This window comes from Levilactobacillus huananensis (genome assembly GCF_003946145.1).
GTDB lineage: Bacteria > Bacillota > Bacilli > Lactobacillales > Lactobacillaceae > Levilactobacillus > Levilactobacillus huananensis.
In genome coordinates this window covers 117,397-135,195 of sequence record NZ_RHOC01000002.1, presented here as the reverse complement: position 1 = coordinate 135,195, position 17,799 = coordinate 117,397, and the positions used below count along the sequence as shown (strand labels likewise).

The 17,799-nt window shown below is 46.8% G+C and carries 19 protein-coding genes and 1 tRNA gene; 12 read left to right on the top strand and 8 right to left on the bottom strand.

The features are described from left to right. Nucleotides 1-299 precede the first annotated feature (299 nt). Together EKM71_RS02700 and EKM71_RS02695 are read right to left on the bottom strand one after the other, a co-directional pair. Complete coding sequence (locus tag EKM71_RS02700) at nucleotides 300-482, bottom strand: hypothetical protein (RefSeq protein WP_125573138.1); 183 nt, start codon at nucleotides 480-482, stop codon at nucleotides 300-302. A 104-nt stretch (nucleotides 483-586) separates the two neighbouring features. Beyond that, nucleotides 587-787: an XRE family transcriptional regulator gene (locus EKM71_RS02695; RefSeq protein WP_125573137.1), complete on the bottom strand. Its 201-nt coding sequence runs from the start codon at nucleotides 785-787 to the stop codon at nucleotides 587-589. 279 nt (nucleotides 788-1,066) lie between these two features. Here EKM71_RS02695 and EKM71_RS02690 point away from each other — a divergent pair, with 279 nt between their 5' ends. The 3 genes from EKM71_RS02690 to EKM71_RS11150 all read left to right on the top strand — a co-directional run bounded on the left by EKM71_RS02690 (nucleotide 1,067) and on the right by EKM71_RS11150 (nucleotide 2,799). Beyond that, a complete protein-coding gene (locus EKM71_RS02690) occupies nucleotides 1,067-1,474 on the top strand; it encodes a helix-turn-helix domain-containing protein (RefSeq protein WP_125573136.1) in 408 nt (135 codons plus the stop codon). Nucleotides 1,475-1,488: 14 nt separating this feature from the next. Continuing rightward, nucleotides 1,489-1,968 (top strand): ImmA/IrrE family metallo-endopeptidase, encoded by a 480-nt coding sequence (locus EKM71_RS02685; protein ID WP_125573135.1) that lies wholly within the window; start codon nucleotides 1,489-1,491, stop codon nucleotides 1,966-1,968. Between the two features lie 582 nt (nucleotides 1,969-2,550). Further along, entirely contained in the window at nucleotides 2,551-2,799 is a 249-nt protein-coding gene (locus EKM71_RS11150; RefSeq protein WP_225417979.1) for a tyrosine-type recombinase/integrase, read from the top strand. A 106-nt stretch (nucleotides 2,800-2,905) separates the two neighbouring features. Here EKM71_RS11150 and EKM71_RS02675 read toward each other — a convergent pair. Together EKM71_RS02675 and EKM71_RS02670 are read right to left on the bottom strand one after the other, a co-directional pair. After that, nucleotides 2,906-2,977, bottom strand: a tRNA-Arg gene (locus EKM71_RS02675). A 45-nt stretch (nucleotides 2,978-3,022) separates the two neighbouring features. After that, a complete protein-coding gene (locus EKM71_RS02670; protein WP_125573134.1) occupies nucleotides 3,023-3,349 on the bottom strand; it encodes a hypothetical protein in 327 nt (108 codons plus the stop codon). Between the two features lie 138 nt (nucleotides 3,350-3,487). On the opposite strand from EKM71_RS02670, the gene EKM71_RS02665 reads away from it, so the two are divergent. From EKM71_RS02665 to EKM71_RS02655, 3 genes are all read left to right on the top strand, one after another. Continuing rightward, nucleotides 3,488-3,943: a MarR family winged helix-turn-helix transcriptional regulator gene (locus EKM71_RS02665; RefSeq protein WP_125573133.1), complete on the top strand. Its 456-nt coding sequence runs from the start codon at nucleotides 3,488-3,490 to the stop codon at nucleotides 3,941-3,943. Nucleotides 3,944-3,972: 29 nt separating this feature from the next. Further along, a complete protein-coding gene (locus tag EKM71_RS02660; RefSeq protein ID WP_191986158.1) occupies nucleotides 3,973-4,623 on the top strand; it encodes an NAD(P)H-hydrate epimerase in 651 nt (216 codons plus the stop codon). 219 nt (nucleotides 4,624-4,842) lie between these two features. Then, the gene (locus EKM71_RS02655) at nucleotides 4,843-5,415 is read left to right on the top strand and encodes a M15 family metallopeptidase (protein ID WP_125573131.1); all 573 of its coding nucleotides are present in this window, start codon (nucleotides 4,843-4,845) and stop codon (nucleotides 5,413-5,415) included. Nucleotides 5,416-5,743: 328 nt separating this feature from the next. On the opposite strand, the gene EKM71_RS02650 is transcribed toward EKM71_RS02655, so the two are convergent. Continuing rightward, the gene (locus tag EKM71_RS02650) at nucleotides 5,744-6,370 is read right to left on the bottom strand and encodes an LVIS_2131 family protein (protein ID WP_125573130.1); all 627 of its coding nucleotides are present in this window, start codon (nucleotides 6,368-6,370) and stop codon (nucleotides 5,744-5,746) included. Nucleotides 6,371-6,523: 153 nt separating this feature from the next. Here EKM71_RS02650 and EKM71_RS02645 point away from each other — a divergent pair, with 153 nt between their 5' ends. Both EKM71_RS02645 and EKM71_RS02640 read left to right on the top strand, forming a co-directional pair. Further along, nucleotides 6,524-7,480: a linear amide C-N hydrolase gene (locus EKM71_RS02645; protein ID WP_125573129.1), complete on the top strand. Its 957-nt coding sequence runs from the start codon at nucleotides 6,524-6,526 to the stop codon at nucleotides 7,478-7,480. Between the two features lie 160 nt (nucleotides 7,481-7,640). After that, nucleotides 7,641-8,114 (top strand): C40 family peptidase, encoded by a 474-nt coding sequence (locus EKM71_RS02640; RefSeq protein ID WP_125573128.1) that lies wholly within the window; start codon nucleotides 7,641-7,643, stop codon nucleotides 8,112-8,114. Between the two features lie 270 nt (nucleotides 8,115-8,384). On the opposite strand, the gene EKM71_RS02635 is transcribed toward EKM71_RS02640, so the two are convergent. Both EKM71_RS02635 and EKM71_RS02630 read right to left on the bottom strand, forming a co-directional pair. Continuing rightward, complete coding sequence (locus EKM71_RS02635; RefSeq protein ID WP_125573127.1) at nucleotides 8,385-8,717, bottom strand: helix-turn-helix domain-containing protein; 333 nt, start codon at nucleotides 8,715-8,717, stop codon at nucleotides 8,385-8,387. A gap of 211 nt (nucleotides 8,718-8,928) precedes the next feature. Further along, nucleotides 8,929-10,893, bottom strand: coding sequence for a S9 family peptidase (locus EKM71_RS02630; protein WP_125573126.1), 1,965 nt, complete (start codon nucleotides 10,891-10,893; stop codon nucleotides 8,929-8,931). A gap of 162 nt (nucleotides 10,894-11,055) precedes the next feature. On the opposite strand from EKM71_RS02630, the gene EKM71_RS02625 reads away from it, so the two are divergent. Continuing rightward, a complete protein-coding gene (locus EKM71_RS02625; protein WP_125573125.1) occupies nucleotides 11,056-11,988 on the top strand; it encodes a ketopantoate reductase family protein in 933 nt (310 codons plus the stop codon). 183 nt (nucleotides 11,989-12,171) lie between these two features. Continuing rightward, nucleotides 12,172-12,459: an EAL domain-containing protein gene (locus EKM71_RS02620; protein WP_125573124.1), complete on the top strand. Its 288-nt coding sequence runs from the start codon at nucleotides 12,172-12,174 to the stop codon at nucleotides 12,457-12,459. Between the two features lie 164 nt (nucleotides 12,460-12,623). Here the strand turns inward: EKM71_RS02620 and spx are convergent, their stop codons facing one another. Continuing rightward, nucleotides 12,624-13,022, bottom strand: coding sequence for a transcriptional regulator Spx (gene spx / locus EKM71_RS02615; RefSeq protein WP_057879364.1), 399 nt, complete (start codon nucleotides 13,020-13,022; stop codon nucleotides 12,624-12,626). A 528-nt stretch (nucleotides 13,023-13,550) separates the two neighbouring features. Between spx and EKM71_RS02610 the strand changes: the two genes are divergently transcribed. Continuing rightward, the gene (locus EKM71_RS02610) at nucleotides 13,551-15,578 is read left to right on the top strand and encodes a cation:proton antiporter (RefSeq protein ID WP_125573123.1); all 2,028 of its coding nucleotides are present in this window, start codon (nucleotides 13,551-13,553) and stop codon (nucleotides 15,576-15,578) included. A 590-nt stretch (nucleotides 15,579-16,168) separates the two neighbouring features. Continuing rightward, on the top strand, nucleotides 16,169-17,743 hold the full coding sequence (locus tag EKM71_RS02605; protein ID WP_125573122.1) for a bifunctional metallophosphatase/5'-nucleotidase: 1,575 nt from the start codon (nucleotides 16,169-16,171) through the stop codon (nucleotides 17,741-17,743). The last annotated feature ends 56 nt before the right edge of the window (nucleotides 17,744-17,799 follow it).

The following is a 17,799-nucleotide window of genomic DNA, read 5'->3' as shown; positions in this document are numbered from 1 at the left end:
TGATAAGCTCGTTAGCGTTGCAACGCTAATGGGATTTTCTTTTGCCTGTGGCTTAAAATTTTGAAATAATACCTTCCACAATCTAGTAACTGTCTTTTTAGTTTGAATAATTATTTTCGCCACCTTTCATAGGCAACTCTCAGTATGCCGCCTAGCCCAAAGACTAAAATAAAAATTAATGTTGCTTCCATTCAATTCATCCCTCGCACAGATCTTTAATATTCATTGCTATGGTAAAAATCATCAACTGCCTGTTTTTGAAATTCACTCTGCACCACCACCCTCCATGGTGATTTTAATTAGTCCCTTTTGATATAATTGCGCAAGGTAATTGGAGCAATGTTGGCATACACGGCTTCTCCCTTTTTCATCCAGAAGGGAAGTCCCTCGCGCTGAGCCGCTTGTTTAAATGCCTTGGAAGCAATTGGCAATAATTCCATAAAAAGCTGATCCATTACACTTTCCGGAATATCTAACTTCATTACCATCTCTCCTAATCAAATACATTCTCCCAACCACAATGGCCACTCGAGTATGAACAATAATAGGGTTTCGATTGCTAAAGTCATGACAAGCCAAATATCTCCTATTCTTTTGGCCGAATATGGAAATCATTAATAATTTTCAAAATTAATTGATTGGCTGCCGGATTCTTCTTTTTACCATTCAGCACTTCAGCCATGTACATACGGCCTTTACCATAAGTTGCACCCAGACTTGTAATACTGATATTGTTGTCATGCAAATATGTGTTGACTAGCTCACGTCCTGCTAATAACTCTGGCATTCTGTTGCCTCCCTTCCATAAGGATGTAAGCTAATTCGTTACCAAATTTGCTAATACTCGTTGACTTTTTTATGCAAATGTTTTAATATCAAGACATAGCTAAATAAGCCGCTTATAGGCAATCTTTCGTTGGGAACGACGTTGATTAGCCTTTAATATTCGCTCATTTGGCTATTGAATTAGCTTACAAGGACCATATTAAAACATAAGTATAATTTAGTCAACGATTTTACACTTATGTTTTAATTATTTTTCCTTGAGATTGTGAGGACTGGCTCTATGCCGCTATTTGATAGAATTAAATTATTAGCTGAAAACCAAAAAAAATCTATAAATGATGTGGAAAATGACCTTGGATATTCTAAAAACACGCTTTACCGTTTAAAACGAACCAATCCCAGCGCAAAAAAATTAGAAGAACTTGCTGACTATTTCCACGTTTCTACTGATTATCTTCTGAGCCGAACGAACACACCTTCCTTTACAGAAGCGGATGAGAAGGATATTCAAAAGACCGTTAACGATATGATTAGTGGTCTTTCAAATAAAAGTGCCCTCGCTTTTATGAAGAACGGCGGTGAACAAATCTCTGACGACGATGCCGAGTTACTCAGATCCTCACTTGAAGTAGTTGCGCGAGAGTCTCTCATTCTCTCTAGACAACGCAACAAAAAAAATAACGAGTGAGCTGGTGACCCTTTTTGAAAAGACAATTAATCAGAAAAAACGCTTGGTCATTAGTCAAAAAGTACCATACTAATGATCCTATTAAACTATGTAAATACCTTGGAATTCCTGTTTATTACCATGAATTAGGTGATGAGATACTGGGGTTTCGTACATCATTGTACGGTATCTCCTCAATAGTCCTAAATTCTAGGAGCGATAGTCAGACGCAGCGAATCACGTGTGGCCACGAATTAGGTCATGATCGCTGTAGCCATGATGAAAATACCGACTTTCTTAAAAAATCATCTCTTTATACTAAGGTTTATGGAACGGAGTATGAAGCCAACTGTTTCATGGTCGAGTTAATGCTGACTAGAACTGATATTGATGAGTCTATTGATACTCAGGAAGGCGTGTTACGTTCTGTTTCCATCCCTACATGGGCTGCCAAGTATGTAGACTGGGCCCATGTAAAAAAGCTGCTGATCAATCAGACCAGCAGCAATATTTAGGAATTCAAAAGAACATACATTCGCTTGAACGGGTTGGTTCTCCTTATGTGGTAATACTAATCTAACTTAAAAATTATATTAAAGTGCTGAAATAATTCAGAGAAAAATGGTCCTACAAACCTTATACCGTAGTCGTCCAAAACCGATAACGTTAAAAGCTGACTATAAAAAAGTTGGCTATGTTTTCCCTCCTTGGAACTTAGAATTGGGGTGACTCCGATTAGGAAAATAAAAAAGCAACTTATCATTCTTTATACAATTTAATTCAGAATAGAGAGACCCATCATTAAATGAAAATTAGTGACTTCATAAAGACAGGCAGTCAGCGTCTCTATGAAGTTACTGGGTACCTTGGCTGCTAATACTGACACACATGGTCAACTGAAATAGAAAAACTTTCATCGATGAAATCTCACTTCCAGCCATGCTGCAAAGCTCGCTTTTGATGAGGTCAAACAATCATTTGGTAAACACCTGACTGATACACCAACGGTTGTTACTGCTCATTTCACATATCGAGAGATATATAAACGGTCTTATCGATTAGGCATAAAAGAAAGCACCCTCAATCGAATTGTGAGTGTGTTTAAACATCACATTCTTCCCTACCATTGGCTAAACTCAGTCCTGATGCAGACCAGTCTCCCACATATTACTGTTCATGGTCTACGTCATGCCTTTGCCTCGATTCAGGTTGCTAATAACATCAACGTGAAGACTCTTCAACTTCAACTAGGATACTTTGACATTCAAACAACACTCGATATTTACACACACTTCACTCAAAAAGAAGCCACCGCAAACGTATATACGATTAGCCATATTATTTAGCTTCTGGTTTAGCTTTGTCCCTTAATTAATCCGCTTCTATCATTATCAAAAAAAGCCGTAATAGCAACGTTTATCACGTTCTATCACGGCTATTCACGACCACAATTGCGCCCCCCGAGAGTCGAACTCGGATCATGAGGACCGAAATCTCATGTGCTATCCATTACACTAAGGGCGCACAACACCTCTATTTTAGTACAAAAATTATCAAATGGCCAATTTTCTAGCGAGCACCGGCCGCCTTAATAGCCGCCTGCTCCAGATCGGAAGACATCTGATCGGCATCCTTACGAAAATCCGCAATGAATGTGGCTCCCTGTGGCTGAACCGTAGCGGTCTGATCCCCATTGATATCCGTCACGATCAAAGCCTCACCATGCCAGGTTGCCGTGTCATAGTGGCCATCTTCGATCTGATCCAAGTATGCCTGGAAGGTATCCAGAACGGCCTGATGAATAATCTGATCCTCACTCCAGGTCTCCCCTTGTTGCTTCAATTGTAACTGACGCATTTGAACCTCATCCATATCAGTTGGAATTTGAATGTACATGCGATAGTGCCTCCCATAAATTAGGTTTACTGCTATTCTAGCACTTCTTTGTCCCAGATAAGTGGCTGACTTCATCCCCATTGACGATCTGGTGTAAACTAAGAGTAAGCACCATAACGACGATTGAGGAGGTGGCTCATGGAAGACTCGATACTAGACTTTACCACGAATTTGGCCATTCTCCACCGGCAATTTCAGCGGGCGATGAACCAGATTCTGGAAGCCGATGCGATGCCGGTAAATATCACTGAATTCTACTTATTAGTGCTCGTTTCCGAAACTAGTCAGTTAAATCAACGCAAGGCAGCTTGGACCATGGCTGTTGATGAAGGCCTGATGGCTCGAATGGTTCAACATCTAGTTAAACTGTCCTTGATTGAAAAAGAAACTGACCCCCATGACCGTCGTAACCGTCGACTGACCCTCACTGAGGCCGGCCAGAGATTAGTTACACAGGCCATTGCCGTCCTACATGATTGGTGGCAACAGGTGACCCCAGATGCTGACTTTGACTATGCCAGCATCACCACCCAACTCCAGTATCTCTCGAGTCGGGTTCTGCAATCCGGTCCAGTCACGGAACAGCACTCATAAGTTCTCATACCCACCTAAGGAGGGGATCAATGATGAGTAAAGCCATTACCATTGCCGAAGCCCAACGCTACGACGCGCACACCACAAACGAGATCGGTATTCCCGCGTTGGTTCTCATGGAGCGCGCCGCCTTGGCAACGTTCAATAACATTTTAAATGACGATTTCGATCTCAGCCGTGTCGTTGTCGTCGCCGCCGTTGGTAACAATGGTGGTGACGGTATTGCAGTCGCTCGCCTCCTACACATCCGGGGCATTGACGTTGAGGTCTACTTGCTGGGCGACCCCGATAAGGCGACCCCTCAGACGCAACAACAGCTCAAGATTGCCAACTACTATCACATTCCATTTACCACTGACCTGAACCACGTGGTCAATGCGACGGTCATCATCGACGCTATCTTCGGTGTAGGCCTCTCCCGCGAGGTTCACGGTAAGTTCGCCGACGCCATCAATGCGATCAATGCCGCCGATGCCAAGACCGTTGCTATCGATGTACCGTCAGGCATCAATGCCGACACCGGTGAGGTCATGGGCGTCGCCGTCGTTGCCGACAGTACGGTCACTATGGCCTACAACAAGATCGGCCTGCTGACGGCTACTGGAAAACGTCACAGTGGGACGGTTCATGTTGCCGACATTGGGATTTATGCGCAAGATCATCTTGAGCATGCGCGGTAAACACTTGGTTATGCAACGATCCTAACCCCACCTAATCATGCCAGGTGGGCCTTAAAATATGCGACACTAGATGATGCGAAAGCTGAGTGACTTTCGTGTTTCTTGACGGGAAGTCCGGTCACTAATCGGGCTTCTTTTTTGTGTCATCGGTAAGCCTTTTCACAAGCTTTTCGATAACAAACCCGATATACTGAACATAATTCTTATTGGAGGTGCCCCATGTCTCAACTCGAAACTGGTTTTAGCAATATTCAAGCGCTAGATCCCAGCATCCTAGTCGACCTGCGCTACGCCACCACAAATAACTTTACCAGCCAAATTGTCTACGACTTTACTACCGCCATCGCTCGTACTGGTACGGCTAAGAAGCTCGTGACTGCCAGTGCACAACTCCGTAACCAAGGTTATCGGCTTAAGGTCTGGGATGCTTATCGTCCTGTGACAGCTCAGGAGCGGCTCTTCGAAGTCTACCCGGACCCGGCTTTCGTTGCAAAACCCAACCCTAACTTCTCACATCAGAAAGGCGTGACCTTTGACCTCACGCTCTGTGACTTGAACGGCAATGAACTCGACATGCAAACCCCGTTCGATGATTTCACGGCAGCCGCCCATCGTGACGCCCGCCGTACGGCGATCCAAGAACATCATTATCGCATCCTAGATGATGCCATGACTGCGGCTGGCTTCGTGGGCTACAGCAATGAATGGTGGGACTACCGCGACAGCCAGATGGACGACTACGGCCCCTTGGCGGCAAATCCTAACGACTATCAGTTAGATGAAAGAGCCTAGTTGGCCTTGCTTTAAGCGTCAGGTCACGGTTTGTCGGACTCACCACATGCTCGCTCGTTAGTCATACTGAGTCCATAACTTTATCTCTCAGCTACAAATAGGTATCAAACAGTTATCTTGAAGATAATCGTTTGATACCTATTTTAACTTTTTTCTGCAAACTAAATGAATCAGACTCGCAACACCCGAACGAGACCCACGTCACCAGTTTGGAGGCACTGCACGTTTCCGGTTGGCCTTCATAAGTCAGTTATCGCCACACTAAGTGGCCAAGACAAGCTGCGAGACACAAAAATAGCCGAGACGTTAAGGTCTCGGCTACAACTCATTATTCCTTTAACATAAATGAATGATCCGGAATCCGGATCAACGTGAAGCGATTGGCCAATCGGCCGGCATGCAACCCAATTCCATTGACGAAGGACTTTTTGTAGGTCGTCTCGATGACCCCGACCCAAGCCTTCTGGTGTCGTTGATCATACTTTTTGACCTTCTTCTCGTCCCATCGGTAGGCCGAGGCTGGCAGATTAATGGCCTTCTTCCCTGTCGCAACCGTCGCATTCGTACTGTTAACCTGATATTTTTCGCCCTCGGTCAGATACGTATACTGTTGGACCGGTTTTTGACCGTCACTGTTGTGGACCACAACATAATAAGCGGAGCCATTACTAGTTCCCGTGGTGATTACCAGGGGTTCATATCGCGTCGTTTCGCTGACTCGATTGCCCAACTGGTTCACATTTTGAAAGAACGTCGTGTAACTCATTCCACCAAAGAACAACAGCCACACCACTAACTCAACAGTCGAAATGGTGAAATTACGCCACGAAAAGCTGTGATGTTCCGTCACGATAAGGTGAATGCGGCGAACCCGCATGTCGTGGACCATCCAGACCAACGCGACCAGGACTAGGACCCACAAGGTCATCCCCACTAAGTTCCAAGTTGATTTCATAGTTTCCCAATTCCCTTCCAAAAATAGACCCCTCTATTATGGGTATTTCTGTTCTCTATTAGCTTACGAGATTCACGCCGGGAATACAAGCCACAGCGGCGAAAATTAAGTTATACTGAGGGTAGCTCTCATCTTAGAAAGGAGGCGTTCCCTGTGTGTACTAGTCTAACCTATACCACCGCGTCTGCCCACCATTTTTTTGGCCGAACAATGGATTTTCCAACCACTACACCTTGGCGCCCCCTCTTTCTACCCCGATGGTATCACTGGCAGCCAGCCGTTGGCTCCACGCGAACTAGCCAGTACGCCATGCTGGGCGGTGGTCGTCAAGCTAGTGATGACCATGCCTTTCTCCTCGGGGACGGTGTCAACGAGACCGGTTTGAGCTGCGCCGAACTGTATCTGCCTGGTGCTGCAACCTACGTCGACCAACCAATCATCGGTCAGATTAACCTGGGGCCCCAGGACTTCATCACCTGGGCCTTAGGTGAACATGCCACTTTAGCCGAAGTTATCGCCGATCTTCCGCGGGTCACACTTCTCAACCGCCGTTGGGGCCAAGCGACGACCGTGTATCCCTTCCACTGGATTCTAAGCGATCCCACCGGGCAAACGATCGTCATTGAACCCACTGGCGGTCCGCTTCAATCCCAGATCGATTCGGCCGGCATTCTCACCAATACCCCAACACTGGCTATCCACTTAAAAAATCTCAACCGCTATCTTGGCGTATCTGGCGACGATTTTACCTCCGAAACCATTCAAGTTGCCAAAAAATTCATTGCGTCAGGTCGGCCGTTACCAGCCAAAACCATTCCCACCGATCGCTTCATTCACATGGCAATTCGTCGTTGGGGGACCCCAATCGCCGAGAATGACACGCTCATCACTCGTGAAATCTTCCAATGGTTAGCAGAGGTTAGCCTCCCATTTGATCCGAAAAGACAGGGGCAATCCAACCATAATTACACACATTACCGCGCAATTTTCAATTTAGAGCAAAAAAAGCTCACTTTTCAGTCCCGTCAATCGCGACGTTTGCAACAAATTATTTTGTCCCCTGAAATAGCGTCATACCAACGTTTCCCCCATGTCTATTCAGCTGATTAATCGAGAATGTTGCAAAGCTTAACGCTACCTTTAACGTGATTGATATTCGTTTGAGACACTTCTGTAACAACTCCCTGATAGTATTAGTTCTGTTGAATCGAACGGAACAAGTTTTCAAAACTAAAAATACTAATTAAAAAAGAGGAGTTTGTTTACATTTATGAAGAAGACGTTAGCTAAAATTGCATTATCCCTGATCGCCATGGCCGCATTCGTGCTGGCAGGTTTTGCCTTGACCCAACCGGTCAGTGCATCCGCAAAGACGATTTCCTACAGCAAATTACACAAGGTTGCCAAGAAGCAATTAGGTAAGCCTTATGGTTGGGGCTCAGTGGGTCCTTCCCGCTTCGATTGCTCTGGCTTTACCAAGTACGTTTACAAAAAGGGTGGTAGCAAGTCTATTCCACGGACTGCCCAAGCCCAATACAACCACTACAAGCACGTTAGTTACAAGCACATCAAGAAGGGTGATTTGGTCTTCTTCGGTGGTTCAAAGCACTCCATCTCTCATGTTGGCCTTTACGTTGGTGGCGGTAAGATGATTGATTCTCAAAACCGTGGTGTTGTGACTGAAAAGGTTCACGCCCCATGGTGGCACGCTGTTGGTTACGCTCGCGTAGCAAACGTTAAATAATTTCAACTTTGACTAACCTTCATAAGTAAATAGACTGTGTCCCCCATCGTTCGTCGCGATGGGGGATTTTTTTTGCTGATCAGCATCTCCCTGAACCGACTAGGGACCTGTCGCAATAAACACGTCTCAGAGACTGCCAGCACCCGTGCGAGCGACGATCCCGTCTTACACGATAACGCCGGACACCCCCTATAAACTTCATGCCAACCAAGAAAAGAGCCTTGCCAACCAAGTTCCGGTCAACAAGACTCTCTAGTCAGTCAAGACTGCTCAACGCATCAACCACACAATTCCCAAGATCGGGATGACCGTCCACCAGTTATTTGACAGGAACTCCCAGAAATTCATCGCCATTTGACTTTGTTGTGGTTCCTCATGATGACGATCGCTTGCTCCCATTGCGTCACCACTAACCAATTCATTCAAATCAACCTGCAATAAATTGGCCAGTTTAACCAGCGTTCCAATATCTGGAGATGTTTCCCCTTGTTCCCATTTTGAAATTGATTGTCGTGAGACAAATAACTGACTTGCTAACTGTTCCTGAGACATATTTTGGCGACGACGAATCTTCACTAACTGCTGACTAAATACATTTTCCATTGTCTCCATCCCCTTTTAATTAACTCACATTATAGTCGAGACCCCCGGGGGCGACTAGCAAATAAAGGCATCCATCACGCACTTTGCCCGGGCTAGTTGCGCCCGTATCACGGGCAACATCGGTTGCAAACCTTATAATAACGGGATTCCTCTCTTTACCACGAAAAGCCGTTAGTTTCCATTAATAACGGAACTAACGACTCATTTTCAGTCACTTTTTAACTGATGGATGCGCATTAAACCACGCTGTCATATCATCTATTCGTTGAACTCGGAGGCTTGGTAACCCATGACGCGACACCCCATGAAAGCTCTGAGGATAGCGAATCATATCGGCATCGACCCCGTGCCGTTTAACCGCCGTAAAGAACTCCTCGGATTGGCTAATTGGGCAACGCATGTCCCACTCACCATGTAATAGCCGAATTGGCGTCGTCACATTCTGAGCATAAGCGAGTGGCGAACGTTGCCAATACTCACTCACACCGCCTTCATCGAAGAGATCCCCAGCCAATTCATCCGGATTGAAGTAGAACCCAATATCACTGGTCCCAAACAAGCTAATCCAGTTGGTCACAGACCGTTGGGCAACTGCTGCGGCAAAGCGTGTCGTGTGTCCCACGGCCCAAGTGGTCATGAACCCTCCGTATGAGCCACCAGCTATGTATTGCCGGTCGGCATCTAATTCGGGAAACTTCGCGAGCGCCACGTCCAAGCCACTCATCACGTCGCGATAATCGTGCTCACCGTAGTGACCGATCACTGCGTCCTGATAGGTCTGACCGTAGCTGGTTGAGCCCCGGGGATTGAAGAAAACGACGCCATACCCGCGACTGGCATGTACCTGGAACTCATGGAAGAAGGTCTCCCCGTAGTTCGCATGTGGTCCCCCATGAACGTAGAGTAGGACTGGCGTCTTCTTAGCAGTCGTTTGGGCTGGAAGGTACCACCCTTCCAAGTCCTGACCATCAGTGGCCTCAAAGTTGAAATGCTTCGGGTGCGCGTAAACATGCGTATCTTCATAAGCAGCGTTAGGATTCACCAGAATCCGTTCATTACTATCACTCAGTGTGTGCCGAACTAACAAGCTGGGCCGATCCTGTGCAGAAACGGCGAGAACCACAGAATCATCATCGATAACCGCAAAATCAACGATTTCTCTTGCCTGATTATCCAGTAAGCGAACCCGTTCACCATCCCCAACGTAAAGTTGGCTATGCCCATGAAAGGCTGCGGTAAAGACAAAGTGCTGGCCATCCAGCCACTGTGCCAATTTACCACTTGGATTCTGAGCAAAATCAGCCGCAAATTCCGGCACGGGGTCTGCATCCAAAGATGCTGTCTGATTGACTAACTCTCCGGTCTCTCGATTGGAAATATAAACGTTAGCCACCGTATGTAACCCATGCGATCCATCGTTACCCACGACAAGCACTCGGCGACCATCGGCGGAGATCGTGGCATCCGCTACCTGGCCTTTAAGGTCACTGGTCAGATCGATTTGCTCGTGAACGGCAGTATCCAAACAATAGGCGTGGCGAGTGAAGTCTCGGTCGTTATCCGGCTGACTATCTTGAATCAAGGTGAGCCAGCGACCATCCGCACTGGCACTGGTTAACTCAAAGTCCGTCCCCTGGCTCAAAACCTCTCGCAGCTGATCCGTCTCCGGCCGATAACGCCAGACACGATAGACCGCGTGTTGTGGCAGCCAACCGTGACCATCAGCTTTATTAACCAAACGAGAAATGTGCCGCGTTTGTGGAAAAGTCTCGGTCTTCAGGAATTTAGGTTGTTCCGTGGTCTCAGTTGTTTTAAAAAAGATTGTCTGCTGGTCCTCACTCGCTAACACGGTGCTGACCGCTTGGTCTGGCATTAAGAGCGTCACCGCCAGCGCTTGACCACCATTGAGCGCCGTTGTAAAAAGTTGTGGTTTGGCCTGACCGACCTTCGCGGCAAAGTAAAGCCGCTGACCGGCCACCGCCGGTCGGGTGTTCTGATCACCAATGCTTCCAGCCGGCCAGGTCTCGCCGTCACTCACACCGCGAACCTCCGCTCGATACGCATTACTGGCCTGATCGACGCTATTTTCTACAAAGAAGATCCGATCACCAGCCACGATTGGTTGTGTGACTGATTTTAAGATAAATAAATCCTGTGCTTGCACGCTCTGGGTCATCTCACCACTCCTTGAATTTCTCATTATTTTCTCATTAAACGGTTGCGTTTTATCTTACGCTCCCACTTTGGCCCCTGTCAAACGCAATTACAGCCTTCACGTGCGTCCACAGCGGAAAACCGCTACACTAAAAGTAACTAATGTGATAAGGAGTGAGCAAGTATGAAAATCGCAATTGCGGGTGCTGGCGCCATGGGGTGTCGTTTCGGGGTCAAGCTCCAGGATGCTGGGCACCAAGTTACCCTGATCGATAATTGGCAGGAGCACGTTACTGCCATTCAGAAACACGGCTTAATCGTCACCACGGATGACAACCAAGACCACGTCACGCCAATAACCGCTAAACGTCCTGAGGATGTTACAGACCGATTCGACCTGGTAATTCTCTTCACCAAGGCCATGCAAATGGACCACATGCTCCAACAACTCAGCGGCATCTTAGATAACCAACCCATCGTTTTGACTTTAGCCAACGGCATTGGAAACGTGGAAACTATTGAACGCCATGTCCCTAAGGAACGCGTCGTGGCCGGAACAACAGTTTGGTCCTCTAGTCTGACAGGTCCGGGTCACATCACGGTTACCGGAACCGGGAGCATCTCACTCCAAGCTATCGTGCCAGAAAAATTCAACGACTTGCCAGCCTTGATCACGGCGTTGAATGCTGCCCACCTCAACGCTAGTCCGGCCGAAAATGTTCTGGCTGCTATCTGGAAAAAGGCCGCGTTAAACAGTGTCCTTAATACCTACTGCACCCTCTTTGACTGTAATATTGGTGAATTTGGGGCATTGCCAAATTGGCGACCCCTTAACGATGCTGTCTTAACAGAATTTGCCGCCGTGGCTAAGGCTGCTCATATTCAATTCGATGCGGCGGCCGACACCGCCCTCATCGCGGCACAATTTGATCCCGACAAAAATGGCGGCCATTATCCGTCTATGCACCAAGATATGGCAAAGAACCGGCCGACCGAAATTGACTTCTTAAATGGTTACGTTGCCCAACTTGGTCAGAAGCTCGGTGTTCCGGCACCAACCAATGCCTTACTGACACAACTGATCCACAGTCAAGAGTCTCTCCGTGGTATCAACTAACTTTAAAAAGCGAGCACCACGCTCTGTCACTTTCATACTATATGTGGAAATTTCTCACACTTCCGCTCTATATCTAGTTGTAATTTTCTAAAATTCATCGTAACATAGACTTATACTAATTTTTGACCGGGCGTTAAAAAGAGACACTAACGGGTTCGGCAAACCCTAGGAGGGCTAGAGACGATGGATGTTTTAAGACGATCACAAACAACGATGTATCCGGGTGGTCTCACCGTGGAAAATACAGCAGGAAAGCACATTCCGTTTAACTCGCGAAAGATTCACCGATCACTCACAGCATTGACCAATGATCCCACAGTCGTTCATCGCGTTGAAAGTCTCATTGTTGCCCAATTGGCAGGGTTTGACGTTGTTGCAACGGGAACGATTGAAGCGACAATTGTAGAGACTTTGGAACAACTAGGCTATGGGAATATGGCCCATAATTACCGTCGCCGTCAACACGCTTAGTTGGTCGTGGCTGGTAATCATTAGCCGGTTCAATCGCTAATCGCATCATTTGATTGCGCACAAAAGCCCAGGACACGGTGTCGTGTCCTGGGCTTTTGTCGTCTAACTATAAAAATATCAATAAAAAATCGACCAGCACTCCCCCGAGAACTGATCGACTAGGTCTATGAGCTTAATTGTGATTCTAAGTGGTGTAATTCAGCGGTTCGTACCTCACGTGGTAAGAAACGACGAATTTCCTCTTCGTTGTACCCCACTTCAAGTCGTTTATCATCAAAGATGATTGGGCGCTTGATTAAGTCTGGATACTTAACAACTAAGTCAACTAATTGGCTGACCGATAGACTATCCAAATCAATATTTAATTGCTTGAAAATATTGGATCGGGTAGAAATGATATCCTCGCTCCCATTTTCTGTGAGCCGAAGAATCTGTTTAACCTCGGTAGCATTCAGTGGCTTAGACTTGATGTTACGTTCCTTGAACGCAATCTCATGTTCCTTAAGCCATGCACGTGCTTTCCGACTGGATGCGCTACTTGGCGCAATGTACAAATTAATCATATCTCAGCACTTCCTTATCGTTGGATTGAGTAACGATAGAAACACAGACAACTTGATTCTCCCAAAATGTTTCATTGAACTATCTAGTAGAACCAACTTATATGTTACCACAATTGAATGAATAATCAACCCTTTTTGGAAATCTTCTAAACAACCCTCATCTTTTTTCAACGTATTAGTTGGTCTTCGCAACTAAAGCAACGTTCATCGTTTTACTTGTGATAAATTGGACGAAAGCCCACAAATGCGTCCGTTACCTTGCCACAAAGTTACGACACTTACCCAATTATCCCTCGCCATTTTTAGGTTCCGTTAAGGTTGGACTTGCCACGCGTGTCTTTTTTACAAGAATGTATGAATATTCATTTCTAGTGATATATTATTCAATTGCCATTTCTTATAACAAGTTAAACCGTTCTCCCACCTCCATTAAAATGGTTATTTTTACCTTTTCAAGCGATCCTCTACCCGTTCTCCCGACGAATGGCGTAAAATGGTGGCATCAATTATTTTCGGGAGGAACTTGTTTTGGAAGCCTTTTATTCCGTTCTATTACTGATCTTGGCGACAATCGTTGCCAACACCGTCTATCCCTACTTTTCTGTCATCCCTCAGGCATTCTACCAGATTTTCGCCGGGGCCTTACTCTCGTTAATCCCCATGTTTCATCATTTTACGCTGGAGCCTGAAGCCTTTATGCTTCTAATTATTGGGCCACTCATGTTCTACGATGGGAAGAACGCCAGCGCCAAGGATCTTCGACGAAACATGGGATCCATCGCTTCTATGGCGATTGTCTTAGCCGTCCTGACTGTGGTGGCGATGGGTTACCTGACTCACAGCATGTTGGCAGGGATTCCCCTAGCCCTGGCATTTGCCTTAGCAGCGATTGTAACCCCAACCGATGCCGTAGCCGTCTCCTCGATTACCACAAATATGGCGGTCCCCGAACGAGTCATGAGTATGTTGGAACGTGAATCTCTATTCAATGACGCTTCTGGTTTGGTTGCCTTCAACCTTGCACTGACGGCCTTCACCACTGGTAAATTCTCGGTTGGCCTGGGGGTTAAACACTTCCTCCTTGTTTTCTTCGGCGGCCTGCTAATCGGTGTTATTCTGGGTGGCTTAGCCGTTTGGGCCCGTGTCCTATTAGTCCAGAGTGGTATGGATTCTTCCAGTGTCATTGTCCCTTATGACCTCATAGTGCCCTTCCTCATCTACCTCGCCGCTGAACATCTCGAACTCTCAGGAATTCTCGCCGTCGTAGCTGCCGGGCTCATGTATAGTTTTTCTTCAAACCAATTACGACTCTCCAGTACACAGCTTCAGTTGGTCACACGTTCTTCATGGCGCATTGTAACCAGCATTTTAAATGGATTTGTGTTTGTTCTCTTAGGGGCGACACTTCCCACGGTTTGGGTAAATATTCAACAGGATCACACCAAGGACCTGATCACCTTTCTCATCCTAGCCGTCGTACTTTACGTGGTGATGACTATTTTGCGTTATCTTTGGATTCGCTTCGACTGGGCACTCATCCATTCCAAGACTGAGGAACGGCGCTCAAATGCCCTTGTGGGGGCCTTGTCTGGCGTGCATGGGACCATCACTTTGGCCATGGCCTTCTCCTTGCCTCTGACGTTACACGGGACTGCTTTCCCTTACCGGAACACCATGATCTTCGTGGCGGCCGTTGTGATTATCCTCAGCCTCTTAGTTCCGACTATCGTTCTGCCCTTCTTCCTGCCCAAGAAGACGGCCACGGTCGATCCCGACCAGCTCCTTCATGAGCGTAAGGCTCTGGTCGCTTACGCAAGTGAACGACTGGCTCAAGAAAATCCAGACACACCAGCCAGTGCCCAGGCTGTCATTCAAGTCTTAAATAGCCAGGCTAGCGTCTCTCGTCCAGACAAGAAGGCCACACGACTCCTGCTCAACCAGGCCACTCAAATCGAGGTTACCGCGGTCCAGAAGCTTGCCGATGACGGTACGATCCCCGTTCCTTTTGCCAATCGCTACGTGCGCTTACTTCTGATGAAATCACAAATGAGCAGTCGTAATCCCCTGGTTAACACCAGTATCTGGTTTCGCTTCGTGGGACACCGCCTCTGGCATCTTGTGACTCACCACGGTGATCGCCGCAAACGGCGAGAACGCCTTCAAACTGGTCAACGACACAGTCGTCGCGGTGAAGACCGTTCACGTCCTGGCCACGTTTCTGCCGCAGAACGTGAACGTCGAGAAAACTTCATGACCATTGAACAGAATATTTACACGCAAGTCATGACCTTTCTCACCAAGGTGACCACTGTGGATAACCAAGCCGAAGTCAACGCCGTGCGTTACTACTACAACGCACGCCACCGCCGCTTTGAATCCACCGATGCTGCAGACGAACAAAGTGAGCTCTTTATCCAGGCTTTCCAATACGAATACACCTACATTCGTCAACGTCGATCATCCAAAGAAATTTCCACAACCCTGGCGGATGAACTTTATCAACAAGTCTCGACCGATCAAATGCTCTATACCCAAGAAATTGCTGGGGAAGAATAGATTAACGACTCAGCGTCACATTTTCTTCACAATTGAATGCTATAGTAGTCGCATAACTTACGAATTAAACAACGAATAAGTTACCAATTTTACTCCTCCAAAAGTAAAAAACGGGCGGACCGCTACGGCGATACCGACCCACTCCAAACGTAACATGTGTTTTTATTTAGCAGTGATGCGGACAATTACGGTCCGATCGCTGTTTTTTTGTGCCTTTTTTCTTAAATTAAAAATCTTGACGGTTGAGGTAACTCAAAAGATAATCTGACAGATACCGCCAACACTGACGTCAGTCTAAGCCAATTCGTTTAGCCCACATGAGTTGTAATTTATCCATTGCTCTCGTCATTTAGTCGGAATCCCTCTGGGCTTATCGCAAACGCCAGCCCCCACATAAAATATGTTAATAACTGAAAATTCCAGCCGATAATAGTCAATGGCCACCCATTTGTTAGAAATTTACTCATAATCTAGACGAATGCGCTCTCATAAATTTACAGCGTTAGCAAACTAGCTTATAATTTCTTTAACACGTTATAGATTCGGCGTTGCGCTCAGGGTCTGTTAGACGTAATGGAGGGTGAGAATTCATGAAGCTGACAATTTTATCGACAAGCGATACTCACGGGTATGTCTTTCCGACAAATTATGTAAAGAAGGGCAGTCGCCAAGGCTTCGGCCTGGCCCGAGCCGCTACCGTAATTGCTCGCGAACAAGCGCAGGCTAAGTCACTGGGCCCAGTCCTTACTGTGGAGAATGGCGACTTTCTTGAGGGGTCCCCATTAGCCTACTACGTGGCTCGGGTTAAGTCCGAACGCGATCCAGCTCCCTTGATGGCCATCTATAACCAAATCGACTACGATTGCGGCATCCTCGGCAATCACGAATTTAACTACGGTCAAAAATATTTACAAACCGCTATTCGTGACGCGAAACGCTCTATTCTCTGCGCCAACATCTTGGATCATACCGGCGAGCCCGAATACGGGCAGCCCTACCAAATCATCGAAAAAGACGGCATCAAAATTGGCGTTCTGGGGCTCACCACCCAAGCCGTCTATAAGTGGGAAAAGGCGACTAACATTAGTGGCCTCCAGTTCGAGTCTGCCTACCTAGCCGCCAAAAAATACGTTCCCATCATCAGAAAGCAGGCTGACGTGGTAGTTGTTTGCTATCATGGCGGTTTTGAACGTGATTTGACCACCGGTAAGCCTAATGACATTCATGTTGGTGAAAATGAAGCCTACCACATTCTAGAGGCCATTCCCGGCATCGATGCTTTAGTCACCGGTCACCAACATCGACAGTTAGCCACCGACGTTTTCGATACCCCCATCACCCAACCGGGTTTTCGAGGCCAAGCAATTGGTAAAATCACATTGGAGCTCGACCGCAAGGCTGATGGTACGGTGACCGTTCTCAGCCATGAAAGCGAACTGGTGCCCACCAAACATGCACCGTTAGATCCTAAGGTCTTAGCGGCCGCCAACGGATTGAATAGTGAAGTCGGCCACTGGCTCGATCAACCACTAGGTCACATCAAAGGTGACATGACCTTCAACGATCCCTTTGCAGCGCGAATGCATGAGACCCCCTATATCGAATTTATCCAAAAAGTTCAAATGGCCACGATGGGGGCGGATATTTCGGCAACAGCGCTCTTCAGTGATGAGTCCCGTGGTTTTGAAAACCCAATCACGATGCGAAATATCATGACCAATTACGTCTATCCTAACGGCCTATCTCTCCTAAAGATCACTGGTGCCGACCTACGTGGAGCGCTGGAAGTTTCTGCACGCTATTTTGCGATCGAAGATCAAAAGATTACAGTCAATCCAGCCTTTGTCCATCCTAAGCGGCGGCAATATAATTACGACATGTACGAGGGTGTGAACTACCAGATAAACGTGGCCAAACCCGAAGGTCAGCGTATTGAAAACCTCACCTATCACGGGAAACCCGTGACCGCTGATCAAGAACTGCGAATCGCATTAAACCAATATCGCGCAGTTGGGGGCGGTCACTACGCCATGTACAGTGCCGACAAGATTATTGCTGAGAGTCAGGGCGCAATGAGTGAGATTATTGCTGACTATTTGCAGGAACACCCTACGATTTCAGCGACGACTAATGATAACTTTACAGTCGTTAATCGACCTGGATAAACCGGTTTATGTTCTTTGGTCTGGAACGTCGATTAACCATACATATTCATAAAAGC

Excerpts from the sequence above, each read along its gene's own strand:
- EKM71_RS02635 (WP_125573127.1), bottom strand. The coding sequence starts at position 8,717 with ATGGAAAATGTATTTAGTCAGCAGTTAGTGAAGATTCGTCGTCGCCAA.
- EKM71_RS02630 (WP_125573126.1), bottom strand. The coding sequence starts at position 10,893 with ATGACCCAGAGCGTGCAAGCACAGGATTTATTTATCTTAAAATCAGTC.
- EKM71_RS02625 (WP_125573125.1), top strand. The coding sequence starts at position 11,056 with ATGAAAATCGCAATTGCGGGTGCTGGCGCCATGGGGTGTCGTTTCGGG.
- EKM71_RS02700 (WP_125573138.1), bottom strand. The coding sequence starts at position 482 with ATGAAGTTAGATATTCCGGAAAGTGTAATGGATCAGCTTTTTATGGAA.
- EKM71_RS02620 (WP_125573124.1), top strand. The coding sequence starts at position 12,172 with ATGGATGTTTTAAGACGATCACAAACAACGATGTATCCGGGTGGTCTC.
- EKM71_RS02605 (WP_125573122.1), top strand. The coding sequence starts at position 16,169 with ATGAAGCTGACAATTTTATCGACAAGCGATACTCACGGGTATGTCTTT.
- EKM71_RS02655 (WP_125573131.1), top strand. The coding sequence starts at position 4,843 with ATGTCTCAACTCGAAACTGGTTTTAGCAATATTCAAGCGCTAGATCCC.
- EKM71_RS02670 (WP_125573134.1), bottom strand. The coding sequence starts at position 3,349 with ATGTACATTCAAATTCCAACTGATATGGATGAGGTTCAAATGCGTCAG.
- spx (WP_057879364.1), bottom strand. The coding sequence starts at position 13,022 with ATGATTAATTTGTACATTGCGCCAAGTAGCGCATCCAGTCGGAAAGCA.
- EKM71_RS02660 (WP_191986158.1), top strand. The coding sequence starts at position 3,973 with ATGATGAGTAAAGCCATTACCATTGCCGAAGCCCAACGCTACGACGCG.
- EKM71_RS02640 (WP_125573128.1), top strand. The coding sequence starts at position 7,641 with ATGAAGAAGACGTTAGCTAAAATTGCATTATCCCTGATCGCCATGGCC.
- EKM71_RS02665 (WP_125573133.1), top strand. The coding sequence starts at position 3,488 with ATGGAAGACTCGATACTAGACTTTACCACGAATTTGGCCATTCTCCAC.
- EKM71_RS02650 (WP_125573130.1), bottom strand. The coding sequence starts at position 6,370 with ATGAAATCAACTTGGAACTTAGTGGGGATGACCTTGTGGGTCCTAGTC.
- EKM71_RS02690 (WP_125573136.1), top strand. The coding sequence starts at position 1,067 with ATGCCGCTATTTGATAGAATTAAATTATTAGCTGAAAACCAAAAAAAA.
- EKM71_RS02695 (WP_125573137.1), bottom strand. The coding sequence starts at position 787 with ATGCCAGAGTTATTAGCAGGACGTGAGCTAGTCAACACATATTTGCAT.